The following is a 2,898-nucleotide window of genomic DNA, read 5'->3' as shown; positions in this document are numbered from 1 at the left end:
GTGATGAGGTCAATGTCACTTTTGGGGAATGGGGTGGCGGTTTTGTCGAAATCCGGTACACCCGGCCCGACGGCACCGAAAGCGCCATCTTCCGACGGATCGGCCGCGAGTTCACTGCCGACGAGTTGAAGGTTCTGAAGAGAATGGCACCGGGCCGGGCGTGGACAACCGGTCGCCCATTGTTCAGCGAGTCCTACCGCAGCACGACGTCCATAAACAATAGGCGATTGAGCATATTGCTCGGCGGGGGTGTCGGGGTCGAAGGCCGCCAACCCGGTGTCCCGCCAGGCATCATGGTTGACGGCAGTGAATTCGACTTTCCCGAGCTGGACCGAATTCGTCTCGAGAGTGGGTTTGACGCCATTGGTCGACCCATGGTGGTCGCGAAAATCTCGGCTAGGGTCGGCGGAGCCGAACAGGACCTGTACGTGGAAGTGGTCAAGCCCGCTCCCACCGCGTACGACATCGGCGGTTTCCCCGGAAAAGTGCGGTGGGAGTTCGAGAATCGGTGGGATCTTTCCGACTCAGAAGTTTTCAAAGACACAATTAGGGCGCGGAATAATCTGCCCTACCCCCTGTCGGCCAGTGTTGGTAAGGGGGGCTTGACGTTCGATGGGCGGAAGGTGCAGGTCGCCGTTGGGACGGAGATCACCTTCTGGGTAGGGAAGTGGCCGCGGCTGCCCGCATCGGAACTCGGCGTTTTCGTCGTGGTCAAGGCGCCGTTGGTCGGCGACAATGACCGACACGCCTACCGGCTCTTAAACGCGAGGCCGACGATCGATAAGTTCGCTGAGCTCATGGGAACGCTCCGGAGACTGCGTGGGAACATGCCAGCCGAGTCGGAAACTGGGCAAGCCTCGAAGCCTCGGCACACCGATGATGATGGGCTGGTACGGAGGCCGCGCCGTCGGCGTGGGCCGGCGTTGGAACGGCGCCCGGCCGGCCCTGGCGCTCCGCACGGCAATCAGCCGTCCGGTTCGACGGAAGGTGAGCGGTCTGGTGTTGGCCCGGCGAGCTCTGCCCTGAGGGATGACTCGCCGGTATTGCCCGATGTGTCGATATCGGATTGGCTGCAGCCAGAGCCAGAGCCAGAGCCAGAGCCGGAGCCGGAGCCGGAGCCGGAGCCGGAGCCGGAGGTGGCTGAGGCGATCACCACGTTGTCGGCCGTGGTGTCCAGTGACCACCAGGCGACACTCTTCGAGGAGTGGGCGCTCAAGGTGTTCGACGTCGATCCTCGGCGGTTTGACACGGGGGTGGCTGGGGTCTTTCAGCCGGTGTTGGACGCCTTTGGGGACCAGTTGGCGGAGTTGAAGGTCCGCAGCCTGGATGGACTGCGTGCGTGGGTGATTCGTGAGCTGGCCGACGACCTCGCCCGGGGTGCCGAGTCGAAATTTAGGAAGATTCTTCCGTATCCGGAGGGCGTGTCGGAGCAGGAGCGGGAGGCGCTGCACCGGAACTGGTTCCCCAAGGTCGTAGGTGGCGGGGTTCACGAACTCACGCTTGTGTCTTTCCATGTGGCGGCCGAGAAGTTGGGGCCGATGCAGGTCCATCATCCGTTCGGTGCCCCGTACCGCATCGGCCAGCAGTGGGGTGACGGTGTCGTCCCGAAACAGGTCCTGTGGTGGAGGGGCGCTTACTTCCTCGTCAAACCTCGTGCCGAAGACGGTTCCGGCATCGCCGACCGGATCGCTGCGGGCTTCCCCCAGGCAAAGATAGATCCCAGCAATCGGCGGGAACTGGATGGGGTCTTCGAGTCGACGCGTCGTCTGCTGCAAAATGCGATCGCCAAGGCGGAGAAGAATCGCGACAGCGCCTACTCGCGTATCCTGGGAAATGCCTTCCGGCGTGACCTCGCGGTCATCCGTCAAGGCTCCTTCCCGTACAGTCAGGTCCAGGAACTCGCCGCACACCTCCGATACTTGCGCAATCTCAAGGACCAGGGCGGCTGGGAAGACCAGCGCCCAACGGGCCTCGCCGCCCCATTCACCATCCGTGTCCCGGCCACCCCCGTGCGGCATGACCCGGAGATATCGGGGTTCACCCGTCCGGTGCCAGGGTTGAGCATCTGGCTGGCCGGCCAGGAGGTGCGTCTCGATGATATCGATGGGCTTGTTGGCCTGGGTGATAAGGTCGGTGTCACTGTCGGGGAGATTAGGAAAGGGGTTGTTGTCGGTTTTGTCGAAATCCGGTACACCCGGCCCGACGGCACCGAAAGCGCCATCTTCCGAAGGATCCGCCGCGAGTTCACTGCCGACGAATTGAAAGCTCTGAAGACAATGGCACCCGGCTGGGCGTGGACAACCGATCGCCCATTGTTCGTCGAGTCCTACCGCTCCACGACGTCCCTAAGAAAGCAGAATTATGGTAGGCAATCGGCGGGTGGTAGGCGATTGGGCCTACACCTCGGCGGGGGCGCCGGGGTCAAAGCCCGCCAGCCCGATCTCCCGCCAGACATCGTGGCCGGCGGAGATTCGTTCAACTTTCCCGCGACGAACCGAATTTATCTCGAGAGCGGGTTTGACGCCATTGGTCGACCCATGATGTTCGCGGAAATCTTGGCCACGGTCGGCGAAGCCGAAAAGAACCTGTACGCGAAAGTGGTCAACCCCGCTTTCGACGTGGACGACATCGGCGGGATCTTCGCGTCCGGAAAATTGCTGTGGGAGTTGAGGAATCGGTGGGATCTTTCCGACTCAGTGGCTTACAAAGGCAAAATTGATAAAGAATTTAGATTGCCCCGCCCCCTGAGGCGTAGTGTTGGTAGCAGTAAGAATGGTAAGGGGGACTTGACGTTCGGTGGGGAGGAGGTGCAGGTCGCCCCTGGGACGGAGGTCATCTTCTGGGTAGGGAAGTGGCCGCGGCTGCCCGCATCGGAACTCGGCGTCTTCGTCGTGGTCA

1 protein-coding gene and 1 pseudogene are annotated in these 2,898 nt (G+C 62.1%); one reads left to right on the top strand and one right to left on the bottom strand.

Annotated features, from left to right (window positions below; all coding sequences use genetic code 11):
* On the bottom strand, positions 1-272 hold a 272-nt coding region (locus ACGFIZ_RS34100; RefSeq protein WP_393427414.1), incomplete at its 3' end, for a hypothetical protein.
* Positions 273-293: 21 nt separating this feature from the next.
* On the opposite strand from ACGFIZ_RS34100, the pseudogene ACGFIZ_RS34095 reads away from it, so the two are divergent.
* Positions 294-2,898 (top strand): annotated as a pseudogene (locus tag ACGFIZ_RS34095) (hypothetical protein); the annotation flags it as partial.

Source organism: Micromonospora sp. NPDC048830 (assembly GCF_043198215.1).
In the GTDB taxonomy this organism is placed as follows: Bacteria; Actinomycetota; Actinomycetes; order Mycobacteriales; family Micromonosporaceae; genus Micromonospora.
Note: the sequence above shows the minus strand (reverse complement) of the source record. Positions and strands in the feature narration are given on the sequence as shown.